The sequence below is a fragment of the Gordonia sp. B8661-1 genome (assembly GCF_059427765.1).
This window is the reverse complement of record NZ_JCAHRL010000002.1, coordinates 468,892-493,417: the sequence shown is the minus strand read 5'-3', so window position 1 is coordinate 493,417 and position 24,526 is coordinate 468,892. Positions and strand designations below refer to the sequence as shown.

Here is a 24,526-nt window from a genome sequence, read left to right as displayed (position 1 = left end):
CCCCTCAGCTACAGGCCGCGATCACCAGTTCCTTGACGCGCGCAGGGTCGGCCTGTCCGCGAGTGGCCTTCATGACGTCACCGACGATCTTGCCCGCGGCCTGGACCTTGCCGGAACGGATCTTGTCGGCGATGTCCGGGTTGGCGGCGAGTGCTTCGTCGACGGCCTTCTGCAGTGCGGAATCGTCGCGCACCACCTCGAGGCCACGATCGGCAACGACCTGAGCGGGTTCGCCCTCGCCGTCGAGCACGCCGACGGCGACCTGCTGCGCGAGTTTGGTGGTCAGCTTGCCCTCGTCGACCATGCCGATGATGGCGGCCACCTGCGCCGGCGTGATGGACAGTTCGCCCAGCTCCACACCGCGTGAATTCGCCTGCTGCGCAAGGAAGGACACCCACCAGCCACGGGCGGCCTCGGGCGTCGCGCCGGCGTCGACGGTCTCGATGATCAGGTCCACCGCACCGACGTTCACGAGGTCGCGCATGACCTCGTCGGACACGCCCCACTCCTCCTGGATGCGGGCGCGCCGCACCCACGGCATCTCCGGCAGAGTCGAGCCCAGTTCGGTGATCCACTCCGAATCCGGCTGCACCGGAGGCAGATCCGGCTCCGGGAAGTAGCGGTAGTCCTCGGCCGTCTCCTTGCGACGACCCGCGGATGTGGTGCCGTCGCTCTCGTGGAAGTGCCGGGTCTCCTGGACGATCTCGCCACCGTCGCGGAGCACCGCGGCCTGGCGGCGCATCTCGTAGCGGACCGCGATCTCCACGCTCTTGAGGGAGTTGACGTTCTTCGTCTCCGTGCGCGTACCGAATTCCGTTGCGTCCTTGGTCTTCAGCGACACGTTGGCGTCACACCGCAGCGACCCCTGATCCATACGGACGTCGGAGACATCGAGCGCCTTGAGCAGATCACGGAGCGCGGTCACATAGGCCCGTGCCACCTCGGGTGCGCGCTCACCTGCACCCTCGATCGGCTTGGTGACGATCTCCACCAGCGGCACGCCGGCGCGGTTGTAGTCGAGCAGCGAATGGCTCGCGCCGTGGATGCGTCCGGTCTCGCCGCCGATGTGCAGCGACTTGCCGGTGTCCTCCTCCATATGGGCGCGCTCGATGTCCACGCGCCACGGCGTGCCGTCGGGCAACACCACGTCGAGATACCCGTCGAACGCGATCGGCTCGTCGTACTGGGAGATCTGATAGTTCTTCGGCTGATCGGGATAGAAGTAGTTCTTCCGCGCGAAGACGCTCGACGGCCGGATGCTGCAGTTCAAAGCGAGTCCGATGCGGATGGCCGACTCGATGGCCTTCGCGTTGGCCACCGGCAGCGAACCGGGCAGCCCGATGCACACCGGGCACACCTGCGTGTTGGGTTCGGCGCCGAAGGTCGTCGGGCAGCCACAGAACATCTTGGTGGCAGTGCCCAGCTCGACATGCACCTCCAGGCCCATCACCGGATCGAATTCCGCGATGACCTCGTCGTAGTCGACCAATTCGGGAGCAGCGGCAGTCATGCATCCCATCTTATGTGCCCGACGGCACGCCGCCCGTGACGGGGCGGGACTCCCCGCACGGAATCCCGGGACGAGTTCAGGGTGAACCCCGATGCCGCCGATCGTCGCCGTCCGTAGCGTTGATGTCAGAGAGCAAACACCCAGTGAAAGGGGCCGCCACCATGACCACCTCGACTCCCGCACGCCTGACTCGCTCCCGCGACAATGCCTGGCTGGGTGGTGTCTGCGGCGGCATCGCGAAGCGTTTCGGCTGGGATCCGACGCTCGTCCGGGTGCTGTTCGTCCTGTCGATCGTGCTGCCCGGCCCGCAGGTGCTCCTCTATCTCGTGCTGTGGCTCGTCATCCCGCGTGAACCGCTGCCGGGCTCCTACAGCCCCGCGAATCCGACGACACCGGCCGGCTTCTGAACCCGGTGTCGAGTAGCCCGCGAGCACCCGCCCGCTGATCGAATGGCCCGCGCGCACCCGCCCCCTGATCGAGTAGCCTGCGAGCGCAGCGAGCATGCGTATCGAGATCTCTCGCGTGTGATCTCGATACGTTCTCGGCTGGCGCCTCGAACTACTCGATCAACGCACCACGTTCCGCGGGCGCCTCGGACTACTCGATCAACGCACAACGTTCGACCCGCCTCGATCAGCAGGGGCTCATCGGGTTCAGGGGCGCTCACTCAGCCGAAGATGACGCGGATCTCCTGATATTGCGCGGCAGGAACCTGCTTCGGGTTGGCGAGGGCCTCGTCGAAGGTGATGCGGACGATGTCGGTGCCGCGCAGGGCGACCATCTGTCCCCAAGCCTTGTCGGCCACCAGATCACTGACCGCCATACCGAAACGGGTGGCCAGGACACGGTCGAAGGCACTGGGCACGCCGCCGCGCTGGATGTGGCCGAGGACGGTGGATCTGGTCTCGATACCGGTCCGCTCCTCGATCATCGGCGCCAGCACCTCGCCGATGCCACCGAGACGCGGACGGTTAAAACCGTCGAGCCCTTTGTCGGAGTAGGCCTCGTCCATGTCGGGCAGCGTGAAGCCCTCCGCGACCACCACCATCGGCGAACGTCCGCGCTTCTTCACACTGGTCACCCAGGCGCAGATCTGGTCGAGGCTTTCCGGCTGTTCGGGGATGAGGATCGCGTGTGCTCCGCCCGCGATGCCCGAATGCAGTGCGATCCAGCCGGCGTGCCTGCCCATGAGTTCGAGGACCATGCACCGCCGGTGTGAGTTGCCGGTGGTCCGCAGCCGGTCGATGGCCTCGGTGGCGATCTCGACCGCCGTGTTGAAACCGAAGGTGTAGTCGGTGGCGTCGATGTCGTTGTCGATGGTCTTCGGCACACCGACGATGTTGATGCCGTCGCCGAAGAGTCGTTTCGACGCGGATGCGGTGCCCTCGCCGCCGATGGCGATGACACCGTCGATCCCAAGGCGCTCAAGGACTTTCTTGATGTTCTCGGGTCCGCCGTCGGGTTCGCTGTACGGGCCGAACCGGCTGGTGCCGAGAATCGTTCCACCCTGATTCGACAGACCTCGGACCGCGGTCCGGTCAAGATCCATCACGTTGCCGTACACCAGGCCGTGCCAGCCGTCGAGGAAACCGACGTACTCGTGGCCGTAGACGGTCTGACCCTTCAGCACCGCGCCGCGGATCACCGCGTTCAGTCCGGGGCAGTCGCCCCCCGCGGTGAGAATGCCAAATCTCTTGGCCATGATCGTCGGACCTCCGTTACGTCGATCACCGGATGCGAATCGGTTGCAGACCCAATCTAGTTGGCGCTCACGGTCCGTGCCGGATGTACGACGGTCCGGATGTCGTTCGTACGGCTCATCATTTCAGCCCGTTCTCGTATGCGAAGACCACCGCCTGCGCCCGGTCGCGCAGCGACAGCTTGCCCAGCACGCTGCTGACGTGCGTCTTGACCGTTTGTTCCGAGACGTGGAGTTCGCCCGCGATCTCGCCGTTGGACTTGCCGTCGGCCACCAGATCGAGCACCTCCCGCTCCCGTGGTGTGAGTATGTCCACGGCACGGGAGCGCGGTGACCGCACGCGGCGGGACGTGACCTCCTCGATGAGCCTGCGGGTGATCGACGGCGCCAGCAAGGCCTCCCCGGCCGCGACCACGCGGACCGCCCGCACCAGTTCGTCGGCGGGCGCGTCCTTCAGCAGAAATCCCGACGCACCGATGCGCAGGGCCTCGTAGACGTAGTCGTCGAGGTCGAAGGTGGTGAGCATCAACACTTTCGGCGGATTGTCACCGCTGTGACGGCCGAGGATCTCCTCGGCCGCACGCAGCCCGTCCTTGCGCGGCATGCGGACGTCCATCAGCACCACGTCCGGCCGGACGCGCTGACACAGTTCGACGGCCTGCACGCCATCGGCGGCGTCACCGAGAACCGAGATGTCGCTCTGCGCCGCCAGCAATGCGGAGAACCCCTGACGCACCATGGCCTGATCGTCGACGATCACTACGGTAATGGGCACGGGGTCGAGCCTAGGCGAGGCCGCCGGGCGGCACCGTGTCGACGGCCGACACCACCGCGACACCGGTCTGCGCCGGAATCAGGGCGTGCACCCGGAACCCTCCCCCGTCGACGGGGCCCGTGGTGACCACACCGTTCACGGTCGCGGCCCGTTCGGACATGCCGAGGATGCCTGCGCCCGCGCCCGGGATGCGGACCGGCTCGCCGATGGCGGGGCCGTTGCGCACCTCGATCTCGATGAGATTGTCGGAGACCTGGGCGAGTTGTACATCGATCGTGCCGCCGGGCGCGTGCCGGGTGGCGTTCGCCAGGCTCTCCTGGATGATCCGGTAGATCACCAAACCTGATGTGTCACCGACAGTTTCGACGTCGTTGATGCGGTTGGACAGGGTCACCTCCGCACCGGCCATGCGAGTCTGCATGACCAGCGTCGCCAGATCGCCGAGTCCCGGATTGGGTGCCGCCAGGGTTTCGCCGTCGGTACGCAGGACTCCGAGCATCTGCCGCACCTCGTCGAGAGAGGCACGGGCGGCAACCGCTATCGAGTCGAATTCGGCGGCCGCCGCATCACTTACATCGTCGAGGCGGTAGCGGGCGGTCTGCGCCATCACCACCACGACGGACATCCGGTGTGCCACCACGTCGTGCAGATCCCGTGCGATGCGGGCGCGTTCGGACAGGATCGCGTTCGCCGACTCGGCGAGCTCGGTCTGTTCGGTGCGTTCGGCGAGCTGGCGCCGCGACTGGGCGAGAAAGCGCACGAGGGCGATCACGACGGCCAGGAAGGTCAGTCCGAAGACCCAGCCGCCGCGCTGATCGGAGGGGGCGGCGATGAAGAACACCAGCGATGTCGACGCCCAGACGAGCGGGAGCCACCGCAGGTGGCATCGCAGATAGGCGAAGAAGGTGAGGACCAGCAGCGAGATGATGTGCGTGACCTGAATTGTCCAGATCCAGCCGTGCGCGGTGGGCACCACGATGCCGATGAGTTGCGCGGACACCACCGAGATCGCCCAGCCCAGCAGCGGTGCCGACCAGGCCAACGCGATCGGGAGCGCGGCGAAGGCCGCACACACCGGCAGGACATAGGCGGGCATCGAGTGGGTGAGCGTCAGCGTCGGCCACGCGACCGCGTACAGGATCAGCGCGAACAGCAGGAAGAACCAGTTCACTCCCGACGAGAAGTACCTCCGCACCGCCGGATCCTGCGCGGCAGGCAACTCCTGCACCCCGCGCATCACCGCGGTGCCGGCTATCTCTGCCGACCGTCTGACGAATCGGAACATGTCACATCACCTCGTCATCCACGGTAGGTCGGCACCGGTGACGGTGTCGTCATACCGGCGAGCGATTTTCCCCTCACCCCGTGGGGTGAGGCCCACAGCCGTTAGCCACCCTGTACGGTCGACTGCAATTCGCCGTCTGGCGCGATGACGTGCGGCGACACCCATTTCTACGTTGGAGCCATGAGCACACCACACAGTCGGGACCACCTTCGGCGTCACCCGATTCTCTTGCGCGCCATGGCAATAGCGATCTTGTCCGTCAGCGCCGTCATTCTCGGCGGCATACTGATGCCGCCCGCGACGGCGACCCCCGCACCCGGCGACACCATCGGCATCCGGGCGGATCCGGCAGATCTTCGCACCCCGGCCGGCCGGGTCGTCCTGGATCTCACCAACGGCCACTTCGACCGTGTACCACGGGAATTGCCTGCCGATTTCGCCTCCACCATGGGCTATCTGCCGATTATGGATCACGGACATCCGGCAAACCCGACAGGCGACTGCTCATCCCCGATTCCGTTGCCGCAGCAGTTCACTGCGTCCTGCCGCACCCATGACTTCGGATACGACGTACTCCGCTACGCCCAGCACACCGGACATCCCCTGGGCGGTTGGGCACGTCTACGCCTGGACCGGATGCTGGTGAATGCGATGTCCGAATCGTGCGATACGCCATGGTGTTCGGCAGCGGCCTCGATGGCGGACATCGGTCTGCGCGTCAACACCTGGCGGCAGTTCGACGGACCGCCGGTCGCCGAGTCGGATGCGACGATGCTGACGTCAGGTATCACCCGCGGCATCGACGAGCTCGCGGAACTCCGTTTCGGTTCACGCCGATGATCCGCGCCCCGCAGGACGGGGACGCCGCACCGCGCCATCCACGGCGCGCGCCCCTGCCCCATCCCCTCGTACCCGTCTGCGCCCTGGCCGGCGCCGTCGTCGCCCTGTGGCCCTCCGGATTACCGCGACCGACGGTGATCTCAATGCTCCTCACGCTGGGGGCGGTGGCCGTCGCAACCGTCGGCGGAATGCTCGCCACCCGGAACCGGCGCCCCGCCGCTGCTCGCACCGCTGCGATCACACTGATCGTCGCGGCCGGTGCGCTGGTGATCCTCGGACTTGTCGCGACCGCCTGGCAGAACACGATCCGGGCCGAACTCGGCGCGCCGGAGGTCGGCTGGGAGTGGACCGCGGCAGCGGTGATCCCCGCCGCCGCAGTATTCGCTGCCATCACCCGCATCCCGCGCACCACAGCCGTGACGTCGGCGATGATCTTCGCCCTGCTCGCGGGATATCTGCCTGCGGCACAGGCCGATACACCGAAGACCTCACCGACCGTGCCCGCGAAGGTTCTCTACGAACCGTTGAGTGACAGTTCGTCATCGGTTCGCGCACAGCATCTTTCCGATCGCTGGGTGCGCGCCGGCGGGTTGGACCGCAGGGCCGTGGTGATCGCCGTGCCGACGGGTTCGGGATGGGTTGACTCCTCCGCGATCGACGGATTCGGCGACCGGTTCGCGGGCGACGTCGACGTCCTCGCGCTGCAGTACGCGCAACAACCGTCGTGGCAGGCGTTCGTCGGTGACCGCAGCGCAGCAGGTCGCAGTGCGATCGCTCTGCTCGACGCGGTCGTCACCCGCACTCGGCAGGACCCCACCCCGCCGCGGATCTACCTGTACGGACAGAGCCTCGGAGCGATCGGCGCGGATACCGCCCGCGACTGGGCCGAGACCCATCATCCGAATGCGGTGACCGAGACACTCCTCTCCGGAGTGCCGGCCGACAGCATCGCGCCGGATATCCGCCCCGGCGCGAAACGCAGTGTGCACGGCAACGTTTCGGACCCCGTGACCCGATGGTCGCCATCGCTGCTGTGGCGTCCGGCGCACACCGTCCCGGACACCTCGCCGACGGGACGCGACACACATCGCGCGCCATGGCTTCCGGTCCTCACCTTCGTCGCCACCTCCGTCGACCTGCTGTCCGCGCTCGACGGCTCGGCGGGCGTCGGCCATCGCTACGGCCCCGAGCAGGCCTGGCCGTAGTCGTGCCGCGACCTCACCTCGCTCCCGCGACTTCGGCTGAGGTCGCGGGGGCGAAATGAGGTCGCGAGAAGAGCGGTGGCTAAGCGATCGGTCCGCGCGCCGCCTCGTAGGCGGCACCGACACGGTAGAGCCGATCGTCGGCGAGAGCGGGTGCCATGATCTGCAGACCCACCGGCATACCGTCGTCGGTGGACAGGCCGGACGGCACCGACATCGCACCGATACCGGCGAGGTTCACCGGCAGGGTGCAGAGGTCGAAGAGGTACATCGCCAGCGGATCGTCGACCTTCTCGCCCAGGTTGAAGGCGGTCGTCGGGGTAGTCGGTGAGACGAGCACGTCGACCTTCTCGAACGCCGAGTCGAAGTCCCGGGAGATCAGGGTGCGCACCTTCTGAGCCTGACCGTAGTAGGCGTCGTAGTAGCCCGACGACAACGCGTAGGTCCCGATCATGATGCGGCGCTTGACCTCCGGGCCGAATCCGGCCTCGCGCGTCAGTGCCATCACCTCGTCGGCACTGTGCGTGCCGTCGTCGCCGACGCGCAGTCCGTACCGCATCGCGTCGAAGCGCGCCAGGTTCGACGACACCTCCGACGGGAGGATCAGATAGTAGGCGCCAAGCGCATAGGTGAAGTGCGGGCACGACACCTCGACGACCTCGGCACCCCGATCGGTGAGGACCTTCAGCGCCGCACGGAAGGAGTCGAGGACACCTTCCTGGTAGCCCTCACCCTGCAACTCGGTGACGACGCCGATACGCACACCGGCCAGATCCTGCTGCGCACCCGCGCGGGCTGCCGCGACCACGTCGGGCACCGGGGCGTCGATCGACGTCGAGTCGCGCGGATCGTGTCCGGCGATCACCTGGTGGAGCAGTGCGGTGTCGAGCACGGTGCGGGCGCACGGTCCGCCCTGATCGAGGGACGACGCGCAGGCGACGAGCCCGTACCGCGATACCGTGCCGTAGGTCGGCTTCACACCGACCGTCGCGGTGACCGCGGCCGGCTGGCGGATCGAACCGCCGGTGTCGGTACCGATGGCGAGCGGCGCCTGATACGAGGCGAGGGCTGCGGCACTACCGCCACCGGAGCCGCCGGGGATCTTGTTCGTGTCCCAGGGATTGCGGGTCACCTGGTAGGCCGAGTTCTCCGTGGAACTGCCCATGGCGAACTCGTCCATGTTGGTCTTGCCGAGAATCGGGATACCCGCGGCGCGCAGCCGCTCGGTGACCGTGGCGTCGTACGGGGGCACCCAGCCCTCGAGGATCTTGGACCCGCAGGTCGTCGGGGCGTCGGTGGTGGTGAAGACGTCCTTGAGCGCGATCGGCACACCCGCCAGGGCGGACGTTGCGGAACCGGACGCGATGGCGTCGTCGGCGGCCTTCGCGGCGACCAGCGCCTCGGCGGCGCTGACGTGCAGAAAAGCGCCGAGTTCGCTGTCGATCTCGGAGATCCGGTCCAGGTGCGCCTGGGTCACCTCGACCGAGGACACCTCGCGGGCGGCGATCTTCTCGGCGAGTTCGGCCGCCGAGAGACCGGTGATCTCATTGCTCGCGCGGGTATCGCTCACTGTTCCTCTCCCAGGATCTGCGGCACCGAGAAACGGTCCTGTTCCACGGCGGGTGCACCGGACAGCGCCTCCTCCGGCGTCAGTCCGGGCGTCACCTCGTCGGCGCGCAGGACGTTGGCGAGGTCCGCCGGATGCGCGGTCCCCGGCACGTCGTCGGCCGCGACCTCCGACACCTGGGCGACGTGCGCCAGGATCGAGTCGAGCTGCTGTGCGTACTGATCGAGCTCCGCGTCGGTCAGCGCGAGCCGGGACAATCGAGCCAGGTGTGCGACCTCCTCGCGGGAGATCGCCGACTCCGATCCGCTGGACATGCGCAGATCCTTTCTCGCCGTCGTGCAGGGTCGCCCACCAGCCTATGTGAGCAACGACGGGCGGCCGCCACCAGCCACGTCATCTGCCGGTGACATGGCGGTGGAACAATGACGGGGTGTCCTACCTGCTGCGGGTCTTCCTGAATGATCGTCCCGGTAGTCTCGGCCTGCTCGCCGTGCAGCTCGGTTCCGTCGGCGCCGACATCCTGTCCCTGGAAGTCGTCGAACGCGGCGAGGGATATGCCGTCGACGACCTGGTGGTCGACGTCGCACCGGGTGCCCTGCCGGACACCTTGATCACGGCGGCCGAGAACGTCGACGGTGTCCGGGTCGACTCCATCCGCCCCTACGCCGGTCTCCTCGACACCCACCGTGAACTCGAACTCGTGGACCAGGTGGCGACCGCCAAGCGACGCGAACGCCTGCAGGTGCTCGTCGACAACGCCCCCCGCGTCTTGCGGGTGTCCTGGGCGACGATCGTCACCTCGGGCGGCAGCGGGGTGCTGCAACTCTTCGGCAGTTCGGGCGCCCCGGAAACCCAACTCACCCGGGCCGACTGGTTACCGATTGCCCATGCCGCACAACTCGATTCCGACGCCGAATGGGTGCCCGAACCCTGGCAGGCGATGGACATCCGGCTCGCCGCGGCGCCGATCGGCAAGGGCGAGAAGGCAATTCTTCTCGGCCGGGTCGGCGGCCCCGACTATCGCCCGTCCGAGGTCGCCCGACTCGGCTACCTCGCCGGCATCATCAGCACGGTGCTGCGTTCGGACGAGTAGTCAGCTTTCCGGGTCCTCCGCATCGTCGAGACCCGGATCGCCCGTCTCCAGAAGGAGTTTGAACGCCTCCTCGTCGAGGACGGGCACGCCCAACTGTTCGGCCTTGTCGGCTTTGCTGCCCGGCGAATCGCCGACGACCACATAGTCGGTCTTCTTCGACACCGATCCGGAAGCCTTGCCGCCGCGGACGAGGATCGCCTCCTTGGCGCCGTCGCGGGAGAAATCCTGCAACGAGCCGGTGACCACCACGGTCTTGCCCTCCAGGGTTCGCGCGATGGATTCATCGCGCTCGTCCTCCATGGAAACGCCTGCGGCGCGCCACTTCTCGACGATCTCGCGATGCCAGTCGACGGTGAACCAGTCATGGATGCTCTGGGCGAGGGTGGAGCCGAGACCCTCCACGGCCTCGAGTGCCTCGGCGTCGGCGTCCTCGATGGCCTGCAGCGATCCGAAATGGCCGGCCAGGGCACGGGCCGCGGTGGGGCCCACATGTCGGATGGACAGCCCGACCAGCACCCGCCACAACGCGACGTCCTTGGCGCGGTCGAGATTGGCCAGCAGCCGTTTCCCGTTGGCGGACAACGCCCCCGCCTTGGTGGTGAACAGCTCGGTGCGCACCAGGTCGTCGGAGGTGAGGCCGAAGAGGTCGCCCTCGTTGTGGATCACCCCGGACGTCAGCAGCGCGGATGCCGCCTCGTACCCGAGGGCCTCGATGTCGAAGGAACCGCGGCCGGCGAGATGGAACAGGCGCTCCCGTAGTTGCGCCGGGCAGGTTTCGGCGTTGGGGCACCGGATGTCGACGTCGCTGTCCTTCTCGGGGCGAAGGTCGGCACCGCATTCCGGACATTTCTCCGGCATCACGAAGGCCCGCTCGCTCCCGTCCCGGACATCGACGACCGGTCCGAGCACCTCGGGGATCACGTCGCCGGCCTTGCGGATGGTGACGGTGTCGCCGATCAGCACCCCTTTGCGCACCACTTCGGACGCGTTGTGCAGGGTCGCCCGCGACACCGTCGACCCGGCGACCAGCACCGGACTCAGCACGGCGTACGGGGTCACGCGTCCGGTGCGGCCGACGCCGACGGCGATGTCGAGCAGCGTGGTGGTGGCCTCCTCCGGCGGATACTTGTAGGCGATGGCCCATCGTGGCGCCCGGGATGTGGAGCCGAGACGCCGCTGCAGGGTCACGTCGTCGACCTTGACGACGATCCCGTCGATCTCGTGCTCCACGTCGTGGCGGTGTTCGCCCCAGTAGTCGATCTTCGCCAGGATGGCGTCGGCGCCGTCGACCTTGGTGGTGTGCGTCGACACGGGCAGTCCCCATGCACCGATCGCGAGGTATGCCTCGTGCAGGGAGCCGGGCCGCCACCCCTCGGTGTGCCCGATGCCGTGGCAGATCATCCGGAGCCGACGCCGCGCGGTGACCTGCGGGTTCTTCTGGCGCAGCGATCCGGCCGCCGAATTGCGGGGGTTCGCGAAGGGCGCCTTGCCGTCGGCGACGAGGGAGGCGTTGAGCGCCTCGAAATCCTCGCCGCGGAAGAAGACCTCGCCGCGGACCTCGAGGACGTGCGGGATCGGGTAGTCGTCGGTGGCCGTGAGGCGTTGCGGGATGTCCTCGATGGTGCGCGCGTTGAGGGTGACGTCCTCGCCGGTGCGTCCGTCGCCGCGCGTGACCGCGCGGGTGAGCACCCCGTCCTCGTAGACGAGCGAGAGCGCGACACCGTCGATCTTCAGTTCGCACAGGAAGTCGATGCCCGTGCCGGTTTCGGTCTCGACCCGGCCCACCCACTCACGCATCTCGTCGGCGTCGAACACGTTGTCCAGCGACATCATCCGTTCCAGATGGTCGACCGGCGTGAACGCGGTGGAGAATCCCCCACCGACGAGTTTGGTGGGCGAATCCGGGGTGGCGAGCTCGGGATGCGCCTCCTCGAGATCCTGGAGTTGACGCAGCAAAGTGTCGAACTCACCATCGGTGATGATCGGCGAGTCCTTGACGTAATACCGGAACTGATGATCGCGGATCTGCTCCGCGAGTGCCGTCCACTCGTGGAGAAGTTCCGGTTCGGGACCGGTAGCAGTTACGGGCTCTGCTGACTCTGTTGCCACGTGACGAGCCTATCGGAGCCCTCCGACACGCCTATTCTGATGACATGCCGCATCCGATCATGTTCACCGACGACGATCCGGTCCTCGTACGTGTCCGCGAGATCGCGCTGTCCTTTCCCGAGGCCACCGAGAAGGTCGCGCACGGCAGACCCACGTTCCGCTGCGGCAAGATGTTCGGCAACTACGGCGGCAGCATCAAGGGCGGCGAACGCGTCGACCAGTGCATCCTGTTCATCCCCGACGAGGCGGAACGACCGGCGCTGCTGGATGATTCGCGATTCTTCCTGCCCGCATACGTCGGTGCGTACGGGTGGCTCGGACTGCGACTGACGTCAGCCTCGGACTGGTCCGAGGTGACCGAGCTCCTCGACGCCAGCTACCGCCAGATCGCCCCGAAGCGCTGCATCGCCGAACTCGACTCCCGGGCCGGGTGAGCGCCGGATCTCGATACGTTCTCGGCTGGCGCCTCGAACTACTCGATCAGCGACGAGGGGCGCCTCCAACTACTCGATCAGCGACGAGGGGCGCCTCCAACTACTCGATCAGCGACGAGGGGCGCCTCGAACTACTCGATCAGCAATGGGACCACTGATAAAGGAGCGCTCGCGCCAACCGCTGATCGAGTAGCGTCCGAGCCGCCAGGCGAGGACGCGTATCGAGATCCCCCGCCGACGATCAGAGCGCCTCGGGATCGGTCGCCAGCAGTTCCCCGGCGTGAGCGCAGATCCCGAGAGCAGTGGTCGCCCACGTCACCGTCGCACCGGCCAGGCCACAGGCCGGGCTGACGATCACATTGTCGGACAACACTTTCCGGTCGAGTCCGATTCGATCCACGACGGCTGCGAGTCGTTGCGCGACCTGCTCACCGGTCAGCGGCACGGGCGGGGCCGCGGTCGGCACCACGCCGGCCATCAGGACTCCGCCGCGGTCGATGAGGGCGCCGATGCCGTCGAGATCGGCCGGGGTGGGCGCCGTGACGTCCAGCGCGAACCCCAGACCGGGCAGGCGCTCGACCAAGTCCCATCGCGGCGTGGCACACGAGTGCAGGATGGTGGGCCGACCGACGACCTCGACCAGCCCCTGCAACGCCTCCGCGATGTCGGGAACCGGGATCGCACCGATCGGGTCATAACGTGTCAGCGGCTTCACCGTACCGTCGATGACCTGACCGATCATCGGCTCGTCGAGCTGTACGGCCACCTCGGCACCGAGGCGCCGGGTGACGTCGCCGACGAGGTCGCGCACCCCCTCCGCGGTCGACCCGACGATGTCCCGCCAGGCGCCCCGGTCACGGAGTGCCTTGTGCCCGTTGCGCAGTTCGACCGACGCCGCCAGCGTGAACGGGCCGCAGACCTGGATCTTGAATGGTCGTCCGAGACCGATGAAACCTGCTGTGTCCCACAGCTCTTCGACGGCATCGAGATCGGCGGACAGATAGTCGCGAGCGCGCCGGGAGAGTGACGATCCACCCGACGCGAATCGGTAGCCCGTGGCGGTGGTGTCCATCGGCAGGTCGACGAGAATCGTCGCCATCCGTCCGATCATGTCGGCGCCGAGCCCGCGGTCGGGAAGTTCGGCCAGGAACGAGAAGTCGACCTCGCCGCCGACGATCGCGGCCGCCTCACGCGGGTCGGTGCCCGGCATCGACCCGACACCCGTCCCGGTGCCGGTCGGCAATCGCGTCGATTCGGTCAGCGGACCGCTCCCGCTTCCAGGACGCCGGTGGCCGGGTCGGAGTCGGTGTCGAGGATGCGCCCGGAGCCGATCACCTGGTCGCCATATTCGGCATCGGGCAGGTACAGCACCGCGGCCTGCCCCTTTGCCACTCCGGTGAGAGGCTCCCTCAGCGCGATCTCGATACGCGCGCTGCCGTCGTCGGCGACGACCGGGGTCGCACGCGCCGGTGCGAGTCCGCCGTGGGCACGCACCTGGACGACTGCGTCGATCGGTCCGTCCGGCGCCGCACCGGACGTCCACACCGCCCGGTGGGCGGTGATGGACCACACGTTCAGATGATCGGCCGAGCCCACGGTGACCGTGCCCGATGCCGGATCGATCTCGGTGACGTACCGCGGTTTCCCGTCCTCTGCGGGAGCCTCGATGCCCAGGCCCTTGCGCTGGCCGATCGTGAATCCGTGCACGCCGTCGTGCTCGGCCAGCCGCTCCCCGGAGTCGGCATCGACGACCGCACCGGGCCGGATACCGATGTGGCTGCCCAGGAAGGCGCGTGTGTCGCCGGTCGGGATGAAGCAGATGTCGTGGGAGTCGGGCTTGTCGGCGACGGCCAGGCCGCGCCGGGCCGCTTCGGCACGGATCTCGCTCTTCGGACTGTCGCCGATCGGGAACATCGCCCGATCGAGTTGGTCGCGGGTGAGGACGGCCAGCACGTAGGACTGATCCTTGTCGTCGTCGACGGCCCGGCGCAGTTCGCCGTCGGCCAGACGCGCGTAATGTCCGGTCGCCAGCGCGTCGAAGCCCAGTGCCAGCGCCTTCTCCGCGAGCGCGGCGAACTTGATCTTCTCGTTGCAGGTCAGGCACGGGTTAGGGGTCTGTCCGGCCGCATACGCCTCGACGAATTCGTCGATGACGTCGTCCTTGAACCGGTCGGCGAAGTCCCACACGTAGAACGGGATACCGAGAATGTCGGCGACCCGACGCGCATCCGATGCGTCCTCCCGGGAGCAGCAGCCGCGGGAGCCGGTCCGCAGCGCTCCGGGCGCGGTCGACAGCGCCAGGTGCACACCGACGACCTCGTGTCCGGCATCCACTGCTCGCGCGGCGGCCACCGACGAGTCGACACCACCGCTCATCGCGACGAGTACTCGCATCAGCTCACCTTTCCCGACGGCGACGACACCAGGCCTGCCACGCGAGCCCGTTCGACGATCTCGCCGATCACCTCGGCGACCGCGTCGACATCGGCCTCGGTGGACACCGGCGCCAGGGAGAAGCGCAGCGATCCGCGCGCGGTCGGCATGTCGAGTCCCATTGCCAGCAACACATGGCTCGCCTGGGCGACCCCGGCGGTGCACGCGGAGCCGGTGGAGCACTCGACACCGTTCGCGTCGAGAAGCATCAGCAGCGAGTCCCCCTCGCACCCCGAGAAGGAGACGTGCACATTGCCGGGCAGCCGATGATCGCCGGTCGCGCCGTTGCGCGTGGTGCCGGGAATCGCCAGCAGAATGTCGAACAGCCGCTCACGTAGCGACGTCAATCGTTCGGTGCTCTCCGCCAGTCGTTCGACGGAGAGTCTCAGGGCGGTCGCCATGCCCACGGCCCCCGCGACGTCCTGGGTGCCCGAACGCACATCGCGCTCGTGACCGCCGCCGTGCAGCAGGGGCACACAGTCGACATCACGGCGCAGTAGCAGCGCACCCACACCCTGCGGACCGCCGAACTTATGGGCCGCGAGGCTCAGGGCCGACAGACCGGATTCCGCGAAATCGACCGGGATGTGCCCGACGGCCTGGATGGCGTCCGAGTGCACGGGCACGCCGAACTCGGCGCCGAGAGACGCGACCTCGGCGATCGGCTGGATGGTGCCGACCTCGTTGTTGGCCCACATGACCGAGATGAGGGCGGTCTCCTCGGCGTGGTCGGTCAGCTCCGCGCGCAGCGCGGCGAGCGAAACACTCCCGGTCTCGTCGACCGGAAGCACCACGAGCTCCGCGTCATCGGCCTCGGTCAGCCAGGTCGCCGGGTCCAGGACGGCATGATGTTCGACGGCCGAGACGATCACCCGGCGACGGGCCGGATTCGCTCGATTCCGGGCCCAGAAAATGCCCTTGACCGCGAGGTTGTCGGCCTCGGTTCCGCCACCGGTGAAGATCACCTCCGACGGGCGAGCCCCCACCGATGCGGCGATCGATTCACGGGCCTCCTCGAGATGTCGACGCGCCCACCGACCGGAACCGTGCAGGGACGAGGCGTTGCCGGGGTGCGCGAACACAGCGGTCATCGCCTCGATGGCTTCGGGCAGCATGGTGGTCGAAGCGGCGTGATCGAGGTAGATGGGGGCGCGATCGGGCATGGTCATGACGTTCCCCAGGATAAACGCGCGCACGATGGCGACCAATTCCCGCTGATACCAAATGACGACGAGGTGGCCAGGTCGTCTCAATTCGGTGACGCCGGTAACACGTGGGTACGGCCCCGCGACTGCTCAGCATGACAACCACATCAACGAACACCCGCCTGCTCACGGTCCTCCTCGGCATCATCGGCACCCTGTTGCCGATCGCGCTGATCGCTGCCCCGGCCACCGCCGCGCCCGTCACCAGCACACCACGCCCGGATTCCCACGGCACGATCTACTTCCACTCCCCGTCCGGCCGCTTCGCCTGCGCGGTCTATGACGGGGTCGGGTGGCCGCAGCTCGACTATCAGGCCGGCTGTCAGGGCGGCACGAACGTGACCAACCGGACCGAGCGGGCATGCCGCACCACCTGGGGGCCGAGCGGGATGTCCATGGTGCTCAACCGAAATCGCGCGCACAACGCCGTCGGACGATTCGTCTGCCAAAATCAGGGCGTCTTCGTCTACGCGACCACGGACCGGCGAGGACGCCTGGTCAAACCGGTTCTGCCCTATGGCCGTTCGGTCAAGGCAGGCAATGTCACCTGCACGATGCGGACCACCGGGGTGACCTGCCGTAACGGACGGACCGGGCACGGTTTCACGATCTCCGCACAGGCACACCGCGGATTCTGATCGTCGCCGGACGGTCCGACCTCAGTGATGACGCAACTCGTCGATGAGCTGCGCCTTGCGGAGCGACGAGTAGCCGGAAATCCCCAGCTCTTTCGCGCGCGTGCGCAGTTCATCGACGGTCCACTCCTCGTAGGGCAGCGACGATCCGCCACTCTTGCCGACGGCTGATCTGCCCTCGTTGGCCGCGGCATTGGCGATTCGGGCGGACTTCTCCTTGGAGTTGCCCTCGTCCCGAAGTCGTTCGTAGAGTTCGTCGTCCTTGACCGACGGACCCGGATCACGTTTCGGCACGGTAACACCTCACTCCCATCGGGCGGGCCGTGACGGCCCGCGTTCGCGGTGCATGAACGTGTAACGGCGTTCAGTCTACGCTTCGATGCGCATACCGTGAATCATGCTGCCGCCCTGAGCTTTTCCAGGAGAGGGCCGGCAGCGTCGGACAGGAAGGTATCCTGCTGCTCACCGCCGATCTGGACGAGTGCGACGTCGGTGAATCCCGCTTCGGTGAACGTCAGGATCGAGTCCGCGATCATGTCGAGGTCCGGTCCACACGGAATCGCCTGTGCCACATCGTCCCGCGTCACGAACCGTGTCGCCGCAGCGAATCCGGCGGTCGTCCGTAGGTCGGCGTTGACGTCCCATCCTCCGGCGAACCACCGGAACTGGTCATGCGCGCGGTCGATGGCGGCTTCGCGATCGGGGTCCCAGCAGATCGGTATCTGCCCGATGGCGCGGGACGACTCACCGATCCGTCCTGTCCCCGGATTGTCGTTCCACATATCGATCAGGTCCCGGCGCGGCTCGACCGCGATGAGGTGATCGGCCTCCGGGCCGAAGGTGTTGATGCCCCGCTCGCCGGTGACCGCGACCCCGATCGGGATCGCCGTTTCCGGTACATCCCACAACCGCGCGGCGTCGACCTGGAAGTACTCACCGCGATGATCGACCAGACCGCCCCGGTGCAGCGCACGGATGATCTCGATGGCCTCCGCCAGCATCGCCTGCCGGTCGGGCACCGCGGGCCATCCCTCCCCCACCACGTGCTCGTTCAGGTTCTCGCCGCTGCCGAGGCCCAGGGTGAACCTGCCATCGGCCAGTATCTGGATCGTTGCGGCCTTCTGCGCCACCACGACCGGGTGATACCGCATCGTCGGACAGGTCACGTAGGTCATCAACTCGATGCGCTCGGTGGCATGGGCCACCGCGCCCAGCACCGACCAGGCGTACGGTGCGTGGCCCTGCGACGACAGCCACGGCGAGTAGTGATCGCTGCACACTTCGAAATCGAACCCCGCCTCCTCGGCGCCGGTCGCGTAGCGAATGAGGTCCTTGGGTCCTGCCTGCTCCGTCATCAACGTGTACCCGAACTGGGTGGTCATGGCGCTCCTCCTCGGCACTCGACAACATCGCATTTCCTGCGACACTGGAATGAGCATGTTCGGCAACCGAATTCGGAGGTACTACTCATGAAGGCGGTCACGCATCCGTCCTCCGCGGTCGACACCGTGCTCCTCGACATCGACGGTACGCTTGTCGACACCACCTACCTGCACGCGTTGGCGTGGACGCGGGCCTTCGGCAGATTCGGCCTGTACCCGCAATGGTGGCGTGTTCACCGGACTATCGGCATGGGCGGCGACAAACTGGTGTCCGAATTGTGCGGCGCCGCAGTAGAGGACGAACACGGCGATGCCCTACGCACCGCCTGGTCCGAAGAGTATCGCCCCCTGGCCGCCCACATCCGCCCGTTCGACGGCGTACATGCTTTCACCGGCCACCTTCTGTCCCAAGGGTTTCGGGTCGCACTCGCCTCGTCGGGCAGCGCCGAGTTCACCGACGCCGCTCTGGATGCCCTGATGATGACCCGCGACGACTTCAGCGCGGTGACCACCGCCGACGACGTCGATCGGGCCAAACCTCACCCGGACGTTCTGTCCATCGCACTCGAGAGCGCCGGCGGGACGCGCGCCGTGCTGATCGGTGACACCACCTGGGATGTCGAATCCGCCCGGCGCCTGCCCGCGGACTGTATCGCGGTGCGCACCGGGGGATTCGGGGCCGACGAACTCACCGAAGCGGGGGCGGTACTGGTCGTCGACGAGATCGCCGATCTCCTCGAACGCGAGTGGCACCCATAATCGAGAAACTCAACAGGCCCACAGAAAATTCACGCCACAGGGGCGCCGACCGGATTATCCAGTCGGCGCCCCTCTCCTGTGAAGTTTCTGTGGGCGTCTATGCGGAATCAGCCGTCCCGAAGGCCCGTTCGGCAACCCGGACGAGCGCCGTCAGGGTCGCATTCACCGGCGCATCACGACCGACGGCAGCGGCCTCACGCGGGATCGCTCCGTTGATGACCCCGATCTCGCTCGGCCTGCGTGCCAGATGATCCAGCAGCGCAGACGGTTTCGCGTCGGGCATCCGGCTCCCGAAGTCGGTGACCAGCGCGACCGGGTCGTCGACGTCGATGGCGATCCCCCGGGCCCGCGCGATCTGCCACGCCTCGGTCGCGGCAGCGCGGCTCACCGGTCCGATATCCGGATCGTCGATGACCTCGCCGACCGTCAGACCGGTCAGCGCGCACGGCGCACTGTAGGCCACATTGCAGATCAGCTTCTCCCACTGCATCGCCGCGATGTCGGGCACCGCTTCCGCGTCGAACCCGCCGCGACGCCAGGCGCGGACGACGGCGTCCAGACGCCCATCCGACCGATCCGCCGCCGGGCCGGCTCCGGGGTAGGCGCCGAAACGTATGGCGCGCATGGCATTGTGATGCACCCGGCCCGGCGCGGTGACCGCGGCGCCGAACCCGCTGGCGATCCCGACCATCAACCTGTCGGCTCCGACCTCGTCGGCCACGATGTCCGCGGAACCCAGGCCGTTCTGAATCGTCACCACCACGGTCTCCTGCCCCAGGAGTGGTGCGAGCGACCGGGCGGCCTCGGGCACCGACGCCGCCTTCACGGACAGGATGACCAGATCGACGATCTCGGCGGGCACCCTGTCGAATGCCCTCAGACGAACGGTCCGCTCACCGTCCGGGCCGTCGAGCCGCAGTCCGTTACGAGCCATCGCTCCGACGTGGTCGCCGCGTCCGATCGCCAGCACGTCGAGACCCGCATCGGCCAGACGCGCCGCATAGACCGATCCCATTGCCCCGCAGCCGACCACCGCCACCCGCTCGATGCGTGGAGGTTCGGTCATGCCAGCAACTCCTTGATCTCCGCGTCCAGGCCGCGCTTGCGTTCCAGTCCGAAACCCGGTGCGTCCCCGGCAAAGATCCGGCCGTCGGCGACGACGCAGTCCGGGCTATATCCGCCGAAGGGTTCGAAGACTCCCGGATAGGCCTCACATCCGCCGAGTCCGAGCCCGGTCACCACATGGAGGTTGATCAGGTGGCCACCGTGGGGTCGGGCGTCGGCACGGTCGAATCCGTGGTCGGCCATGAGCTCGAGCATGCGGGCATACTCGGTGAGCCCGTAACCGAGTCCCGGATCCATCTGCAGGATGTCCAGTCCGCCTCGTAACCCGGCGAAGTTCAGCAGGTTACGCACATCGGGTGCCGAGAAGAGATTCTCCCCGGTGGCGAGTGCACCCGAATACGACTCGGCCAGTTGCCGATACGCGGCGAAGTCGAGCGGATCCACCGGCTCCTCGTACCACCGAAGGCCGAACGGGTCCAGCGCCTCGGCGTAGTCGAGTGCCGCACCGATGTCGAAGCGGCCGTTCGCGTCGACGGCCAGCAAGCCGCCGTCACCGAGAGCGTCCACCACCCCGGCGACGCGATCCACATCCTCGGACAGACTCGCACCGCCGATCTTGATCTTCACCGCCTCGTACCCGGCATCCCGATAACCCTGCACCTCGTCCACGAGCATCTCGACGGTGCCACCGGCCCGGTAGTACCCTCCCGCCGCGTACGCGGGCACGCCGGCCAGATTCGCCTGCCTGCCGAAGGCGCCCGCAATCGAGACGTGCGCCGGCTCATCGGCCAGCTTGGCGAGCAGATCCCAGCACGCGAGTTCGATCGCGGCGGCGGCCGCCGCACGGTCCCCGTGACCACCCGGCTTCTCGTCGCGACAGGCCGCGGCCAGGACAGCGGCCGGGTCGATTCGCCCGGTGTCCGGATCGAGGAGCTGATCCGGCTCTGCGGCAAGCACTCTCGGAATCATCCGATCCCGGAGGATGCCACCCTGGGCGAATCGGCCGATGGAGTCGAAGGCGACACCAGTCACCGGCACCCCTCCGCGGATCACATCGCTGACCACCGCGACCAGCGACACGGTATGTCCGGCGAAACTGACCACCGAATTCGCCACCGGGCCGTCGAGCGGCACCGTGCGCTCCCGGATCTCGACGATCCTCATCCGGCTGACCGCCGATCGCCGGCGAGTTCGGCGCGGAGCGTCTTCTTCAGGATCTTGCCGCCCGCGTTGCGCGGCAGTTCATCGACCAGCAGCACACGGGTCGGACTCTTGTAGTGGGCTATCCGAGACCGGCAGTACTCGATCAGATCGGCGGTCTCCGGATGTGTTCCGGCCTTCGGGACCACCACGGCCACAACGGTTTCACCCCATCGGTCATCCGGTGCACCAACCACCGCGACATCGTCGACGAGGGGATGTTCGGCGAGGATGTTCTCCACTTCCACGGGGTAGACGTTCTCGCCGCCGGTGATGATCATGTCGGCCATCCGGTCGGTGAGATACAGGTAGCCGTCGACATCGAGATGTCCCAGATCGCCGGTGCGGAACCAGTTCTCGGAGTCGAAGGCGGACCGGTTCTGTTCGTCGTTGTCCAGATAGCCCGGGGTCACCAGTGCGCTGCGGGTCCACACCTCACCGGTCTCCCCCTCCGTCGCGAGCCCGTCACCCCCGGGCGGCCGCACCTGGAGCTCGACACCGGGAGCGCTACGCCCGGCGGAGGCCAGTCGTTCGCCCCCGGCCCGGTGGTCCTCCTGGGTGAGGAAGCTGATCGGTCCGCAGGTCTCGGTCATCCCATAGCTCTGGACGAGATCGCATCCCAGCACCTGCCGTGCCTGTGAGATCAGGGCCGGCGGCATGGGCGAACCGCCGTAGATCACTGTGTGCAGATCCGGTAGGCCCTCGTCGGCGGCCCCCGGCATCCGGATCAGGGTCTGCAGGATCGCCGGGACGGTGAGCATGTGGGTGGCCCGTTCCCGGCGCAAGACGTCGAAGACCTCCGCGGGTGACACGTTGGCCGTCGCCACGAAATGCGCGCCCCGACCGAGGCAGTAGAACACCCACCCGGTCCCCGAGACGTGGAACAGTGGCGCCGGAACACCGACGGTCGCCTCGGTGTCCACCTCCCAGGGGGCCGGAGTGGCGAGGTTGGCCGCGATATTCGCATTGGTCAGCGCCACCGCCTTGGGCATCCCCGACGTGCCGGACGTGAAGACCAGCAGCGCCACCCCCTCCGGGTCGGGAGCCAGTGTTTCCCGGGCCGGTTGATGCGCGGTGACCCAGTCCTCGTATGCCGCGATGACCTCCCGGTCACTGCCGCGAACCACCGTCGTGCCGCCCGTGTCGCCGGTCCGCGCAGTGATGAGCGAGCCGAACTCGTTGTCGCACACGATGACCGACGGCTTCGAATGTGCCAGCAGCCGCTCGAGTTCCGGCGCCGACAGCCGCCAGTTCAAGGGCAGTGCGGGCACTCCCCGCCGGCTCGCACCGACCATCAGCGTCGCCCAGGTGAGTACATCGTGCCCCAGGAACGCGACGGGCCCGGAGCCGTCGAGTGCCGCTGCCACCCGCGCACCACGCTCGTCGAGCTCTGCGAAGGTCAGGCTTCGTCCGTCCGCCGTGGTCAGCGCGGGACGGTCCCCCTGCACCTCGGCCCAGTGCTCGGCCATCGTCGCAAGCGATCCCCAATACGGCTGGAGCGGTCCACGCTCGTGCGTCGTCGCGGTCATCGCACTTTCCTCTCGATCCACCCGGCGACCAGATCGGCGAGTTCGACGCGGGCACCGTCGCCGTCGGGGCGGCGGAAGTAGTGGTCACCCGCGATCACGTGATCTTCGATGTCGGTGGAGCCCAACGCCTCCACGATGGCCGCGGCATCGCTCGGGAACACTCCGGTGTCGCCGTCGGCGTTGACCACGAGTGCCGGTTCGGTGATCCGTGCCAGATGGGGTGTGGCGCGCGTCTGGGAGTCCTCCAGACTCCACAGCGACAACCAGGTCCGCAATGTGCTCGTTCCGGCGATACCGAAGACCGAGTAGTTCGCCCGGGCGGGCACACCGGCGTAACACGAATTCGGTTCCCGATTCGTCGGTTCGATACTCGGGTCCACCATCCGCGGGTCCGCCCACGCGCGATACAGGTTGAACAGTCGATCGGGTACGTCGGCGGCTCGGAGACGCTCGCGTTCTTCCTTGACCCACGCGGTGATCCGATGATTGCGGTCGACCTGGGCCGCCCGGTACCGGGCCACGAATTCGGGATCGAAGGGCGTGGTGCGCTCGGGACGGAACAGGCTCAACTCGGGATCGGTCGACGCCGGATCGGTTTCGTCGATGACCGACGGATCGAACCAGTTGGTCAACACGTCCGGGCGCCCGAGATGGGCCGCGGTCGACACGTAGGCATCACCTGCCGGGAGATCGTCGAGGCCATGAGCGGGCCGCATCCCTTCCAGCGGGGTGACGTTCGGTTCTTTGGCCTGGGACTGGTAGGCCGCCATCAGCGATCCACCGCCGGAGTTGCCCAGCAGCACAACCGTGTCCACACCGGCCTGCTCGCGTAGCCAGCGCACGCCCTGTCCGATGTCGACGAGTGCGTGATCGAGCAGGAAGGTGTGCTCGGCACCCCGGAATCGGGTGTTCCACCCGAGGAAACCGATGCCACGCTCGGCCATGTAGCTGCCGAGATAGTGCTCGGAGAAGTCGATCGCGTAGTGCGTCGCGATCATCGCGACCGTGGGCCGCTGCCCGGCGGGTCGGTAGTAGATCCCTTGGCAGGGATGCCCTCCCGCTCCCGCACGCGGGGCCGTTGGCGATGCCAACCCGACGAACTCGCGCTCCACCGGCGCCAGTGCCTCCATCGTCCGCTACCCGACCGGGTGCGCTGCCGGCCGACGCCGCTCAGCGGCGGTACGCGGGGTGTGCGCCACGTCCTCAGGGGTGAATTCCCTGAGCCAGCAGGCGAATTCGAGAAGGACTCCGTCGGGATCCTGGAAGTAGAACGAGCGCACGTACACGCCGGGATGCATCTCGGTCGCGACCTGGGTCTCGCTGTCATCGTGGTTGACGATCGGGCCCACGCGGACGCCGGCCTCCTTGAGGCGCTTGCGGTAGTCGGCGAATTTCTCGGCGGGGACGTCGAAGGCGAGGTGATTCATCGAGCTGATCGCGCTGATCCACTCGCCGAAGCCCGGCTTCTCCTGCGGGGCGGAGATGCCCTCGACACCGTCGGCGGCCTCGGCGAACCAGAAGAAGGCCAGCGAGTTTCCGTTTCCGGCGTCGAAGAAGAAGTGCTGCCCGATGCCGTCGGGCAGTTCCACCGTCTTGGTGAGCTTCATGCCGAGCACGTTGCTGTAGAAGTCGACGGTTCGCTCCATATCGGAGCAGACCAGTGCGACGTGATTGAATCCGCGGATCTCGAAATTGGGTTCTGTGACCATCGTCATACCTTTCGTCTAACCTGACACTAACATCGGATTCGGATTTGAGCCATAGCGTGGCGCCCCATTTCCGACCCGAGTGTTAGATTCGGGGA

General features: G+C 67.4%; 24 protein-coding genes. 7 read left to right on the top strand and 17 right to left on the bottom strand.

Translation table 11 applies throughout. The features are described 5' to 3' along the window. Positions 1–4 precede the first annotated feature (4 nt). A complete protein-coding gene (gene gatB / locus AC4JJG_RS06300; RefSeq protein WP_495400074.1) occupies positions 5–1,510 on the bottom strand; it encodes an Asp-tRNA(Asn)/Glu-tRNA(Gln) amidotransferase subunit GatB in 1,506 nt (501 codons plus the stop codon). 161 nt (positions 1,511–1,671) lie between these two features. Between gatB and AC4JJG_RS06295 the strand changes: the two genes are divergently transcribed. After that, positions 1,672–1,917, top strand: coding sequence for a PspC domain-containing protein (locus AC4JJG_RS06295; protein WP_495400073.1), 246 nt, complete (start codon positions 1,672–1,674; stop codon positions 1,915–1,917). Between the two features lie 260 nt (positions 1,918–2,177). Here the strand turns inward: AC4JJG_RS06295 and AC4JJG_RS06290 are convergent, their stop codons facing one another. The 3 genes from AC4JJG_RS06290 to AC4JJG_RS06280 all read right to left on the bottom strand — a co-directional run bounded on the left by AC4JJG_RS06290 (position 2,178) and on the right by AC4JJG_RS06280 (position 5,269). Beyond that, complete coding sequence (locus AC4JJG_RS06290) at positions 2,178–3,212, bottom strand: 6-phosphofructokinase (RefSeq protein WP_495400072.1); 1,035 nt, start codon at positions 3,210–3,212, stop codon at positions 2,178–2,180. A 118-nt stretch (positions 3,213–3,330) separates the two neighbouring features. Continuing rightward, the gene (locus tag AC4JJG_RS06285) at positions 3,331–3,984 is read right to left on the bottom strand and encodes a response regulator (protein ID WP_495400071.1); all 654 of its coding nucleotides are present in this window, start codon (positions 3,982–3,984) and stop codon (positions 3,331–3,333) included. Positions 3,985–3,994: 10 nt separating this feature from the next. After that, positions 3,995–5,269: a sensor histidine kinase gene (locus tag AC4JJG_RS06280; RefSeq protein ID WP_495400070.1), complete on the bottom strand. Its 1,275-nt coding sequence runs from the start codon at positions 5,267–5,269 to the stop codon at positions 3,995–3,997. A 237-nt stretch (positions 5,270–5,506) separates the two neighbouring features. Here AC4JJG_RS06280 and AC4JJG_RS06275 point away from each other — a divergent pair, with 237 nt between their 5' ends. Both AC4JJG_RS06275 and AC4JJG_RS06270 read left to right on the top strand, forming a co-directional pair. Beyond that, a complete protein-coding gene (locus tag AC4JJG_RS06275; RefSeq protein ID WP_495400069.1) occupies positions 5,507–6,109 on the top strand; it encodes a hypothetical protein in 603 nt (200 codons plus the stop codon). Further along, on the top strand, positions 6,106–7,314 hold the full coding sequence (locus AC4JJG_RS06270) for an alpha/beta-hydrolase family protein (RefSeq protein ID WP_495400068.1): 1,209 nt from the start codon (positions 6,106–6,108) through the stop codon (positions 7,312–7,314). The genes AC4JJG_RS06275 and AC4JJG_RS06270 overlap by 4 nt, the downstream gene beginning before the upstream one ends. Before the next feature lie 79 nt (positions 7,315–7,393). Here the strand turns inward: AC4JJG_RS06270 and gatA are convergent, their stop codons facing one another. Both gatA and gatC read right to left on the bottom strand, forming a co-directional pair. Beyond that, positions 7,394–8,881 (bottom strand): Asp-tRNA(Asn)/Glu-tRNA(Gln) amidotransferase subunit GatA, encoded by a 1,488-nt coding sequence (gene gatA, locus AC4JJG_RS06265; protein ID WP_495400067.1) that lies wholly within the window; start codon positions 8,879–8,881, stop codon positions 7,394–7,396. After that, a complete protein-coding gene (gatC, locus tag AC4JJG_RS06260; protein ID WP_495400066.1) occupies positions 8,878–9,192 on the bottom strand; it encodes an Asp-tRNA(Asn)/Glu-tRNA(Gln) amidotransferase subunit GatC in 315 nt (104 codons plus the stop codon). Before gatC ends, gatA begins: the two co-directional genes overlap by 4 nt. Before the next feature lie 116 nt (positions 9,193–9,308). Here gatC and AC4JJG_RS06255 point away from each other — a divergent pair, with 116 nt between their 5' ends. After that, entirely contained in the window at positions 9,309–9,971 is a 663-nt protein-coding gene (locus AC4JJG_RS06255; protein WP_495400065.1) for an ACT domain-containing protein, read from the top strand. Here AC4JJG_RS06255 and ligA read toward each other — a convergent pair whose 3' ends face one another. After that, on the bottom strand, positions 9,972–12,080 hold the full coding sequence (gene ligA / locus AC4JJG_RS06250; RefSeq protein ID WP_495400064.1) for an NAD-dependent DNA ligase LigA: 2,109 nt from the start codon (positions 12,078–12,080) through the stop codon (positions 9,972–9,974). Between the two features lie 44 nt (positions 12,081–12,124). Here ligA and AC4JJG_RS06245 point away from each other — a divergent pair, with 44 nt between their 5' ends. After that, a complete protein-coding gene (locus tag AC4JJG_RS06245) occupies positions 12,125–12,514 on the top strand; it encodes an MmcQ/YjbR family DNA-binding protein (protein ID WP_495400063.1) in 390 nt (129 codons plus the stop codon). A gap of 241 nt (positions 12,515–12,755) precedes the next feature. Here AC4JJG_RS06245 and AC4JJG_RS06240 read toward each other — a convergent pair whose 3' ends face one another. From AC4JJG_RS06240 to AC4JJG_RS06230, 3 genes are read right to left on the bottom strand one after another with little or no spacing between them, the layout of a single operon-like run. Beyond that, entirely contained in the window at positions 12,756–13,775 is a 1,020-nt protein-coding gene (locus AC4JJG_RS06240; protein WP_495400498.1) for a uroporphyrinogen decarboxylase/cobalamine-independent methonine synthase family protein, read from the bottom strand. Further along, positions 13,772–14,908 (bottom strand): tRNA 2-thiouridine(34) synthase MnmA, encoded by a 1,137-nt coding sequence (gene mnmA, locus AC4JJG_RS06235; RefSeq protein WP_495400062.1) that lies wholly within the window; start codon positions 14,906–14,908, stop codon positions 13,772–13,774. The genes AC4JJG_RS06240 and mnmA overlap by 4 nt, the downstream gene beginning before the upstream one ends. Beyond that, complete coding sequence (locus AC4JJG_RS06230; protein ID WP_495400497.1) at positions 14,908–16,110, bottom strand: cysteine desulfurase family protein; 1,203 nt, start codon at positions 16,108–16,110, stop codon at positions 14,908–14,910. The genes mnmA and AC4JJG_RS06230 overlap by 1 nt, the downstream gene beginning before the upstream one ends. A gap of 137 nt (positions 16,111–16,247) precedes the next feature. Here AC4JJG_RS06230 and AC4JJG_RS06225 point away from each other — a divergent pair, with 137 nt between their 5' ends. Then, entirely contained in the window at positions 16,248–16,790 is a 543-nt protein-coding gene (locus AC4JJG_RS06225) for a hypothetical protein (protein WP_495400061.1), read from the top strand. 21 nt (positions 16,791–16,811) lie between these two features. Here the strand turns inward: AC4JJG_RS06225 and AC4JJG_RS06220 are convergent, their stop codons facing one another. Beyond that, positions 16,812–17,081, bottom strand: coding sequence for a Rho termination factor N-terminal domain-containing protein (locus AC4JJG_RS06220; protein WP_495400060.1), 270 nt, complete (start codon positions 17,079–17,081; stop codon positions 16,812–16,814). Between the two features lie 101 nt (positions 17,082–17,182). Further along, positions 17,183–18,169, bottom strand: a complete 987-nt coding sequence (locus AC4JJG_RS06215) for a TIGR03557 family F420-dependent LLM class oxidoreductase (RefSeq protein WP_495400059.1) — start codon at positions 18,167–18,169, stop codon at positions 17,183–17,185. Positions 18,170–18,256: 87 nt separating this feature from the next. On the opposite strand from AC4JJG_RS06215, the gene AC4JJG_RS06210 reads away from it, so the two are divergent. Further along, the gene (locus AC4JJG_RS06210) at positions 18,257–18,928 is read left to right on the top strand and encodes an HAD family hydrolase (RefSeq protein ID WP_495400058.1); all 672 of its coding nucleotides are present in this window, start codon (positions 18,257–18,259) and stop codon (positions 18,926–18,928) included. Positions 18,929–19,025: 97 nt separating this feature from the next. On the opposite strand, the gene AC4JJG_RS06205 is transcribed toward AC4JJG_RS06210, so the two are convergent. Genes AC4JJG_RS06205 through AC4JJG_RS06185 form a run of 5 tightly spaced genes read right to left on the bottom strand, consistent with a single transcriptional unit; the run spans position 19,026 to position 24,437 of the window. Then, the gene (locus AC4JJG_RS06205; RefSeq protein WP_495400057.1) at positions 19,026–19,994 is read right to left on the bottom strand and encodes a ketopantoate reductase family protein; all 969 of its coding nucleotides are present in this window, start codon (positions 19,992–19,994) and stop codon (positions 19,026–19,028) included. Next, positions 19,991–21,157 carry an enolase C-terminal domain-like protein gene (locus AC4JJG_RS06200; protein ID WP_495400056.1) on the bottom strand — a complete coding sequence of 389 codons (1,167 nt, stop codon included), beginning with the start codon at positions 21,155–21,157 and terminating at the stop codon, positions 19,991–19,993. Before AC4JJG_RS06200 ends, AC4JJG_RS06205 begins: the two co-directional genes overlap by 4 nt. Beyond that, positions 21,154–22,722, bottom strand: coding sequence for a class I adenylate-forming enzyme family protein (locus tag AC4JJG_RS06195; RefSeq protein ID WP_495400055.1), 1,569 nt, complete (start codon positions 22,720–22,722; stop codon positions 21,154–21,156). Before AC4JJG_RS06195 ends, AC4JJG_RS06200 begins: the two co-directional genes overlap by 4 nt. Further along, on the bottom strand, positions 22,719–23,852 hold the full coding sequence (locus AC4JJG_RS06190) for an alpha/beta hydrolase family protein (protein WP_495400054.1): 1,134 nt from the start codon (positions 23,850–23,852) through the stop codon (positions 22,719–22,721). Before AC4JJG_RS06190 ends, AC4JJG_RS06195 begins: the two co-directional genes overlap by 4 nt. 6 nt (positions 23,853–23,858) lie before the next feature. Further along, positions 23,859–24,437, bottom strand: a complete 579-nt coding sequence (locus tag AC4JJG_RS06185) for a VOC family protein (protein WP_495400053.1) — start codon at positions 24,435–24,437, stop codon at positions 23,859–23,861. Positions 24,438–24,526 lie beyond the last annotated feature (89 nt).